This is a genomic window from Pauljensenia sp. UMB3104, assembly GCF_030217285.1.
In the GTDB taxonomy this organism is placed as follows: domain Bacteria; phylum Actinomycetota; class Actinomycetes; order Actinomycetales; family Actinomycetaceae; genus Pauljensenia.
On the sequence record NZ_JASONN010000121.1, the window covers coordinates 1 to 347 of the forward strand.

The 347-nt window shown below is 56.8% G+C and carries 1 protein-coding gene; it reads right to left on the reverse strand.

Features of this window, described 5'->3' with window-relative positions:
* Positions 1-219, reverse strand: a 219-nt coding sequence (locus QP415_RS11015; protein ID WP_442953483.1) for a hypothetical protein, incomplete at its 3' end; no start/stop codon positions are given.
* Positions 220-347: the final 128 nt, after the last annotated feature.

Genomic DNA, 347 nt, shown 5'->3' on the forward strand with positions numbered 1-347 from the left:
GTACGCCCACGTCCCTGGCAGTTCGAAGGGTTCGTCTGCTTTGTACACTGGCGACAGTGGTTTCTGCTTTTTGATTTTGCCCTCCTTTTCGAGTTGGTGGCGTTCGGTTTTGATGGTTTCGAGGAGTTCTGCGGCAGTGCCGTCTTCGGGGAGTTGCTTGGTGAGTTTGCCGCTGATGGCGGCTTGGAGGATGGCAGCGCGGAGGCGGTCGGCGATCATTCGGTCACCGCCAGGAGTGCTTCGATTTGGGCGATCTTGGCGTCGATTTGCGCGTCGAGTTCTGCTCGCTTGGTCTTATAATCAGCGATGGTTTCTTCGGGGCTAAGTACGACTGAGGTTGCTTGCGG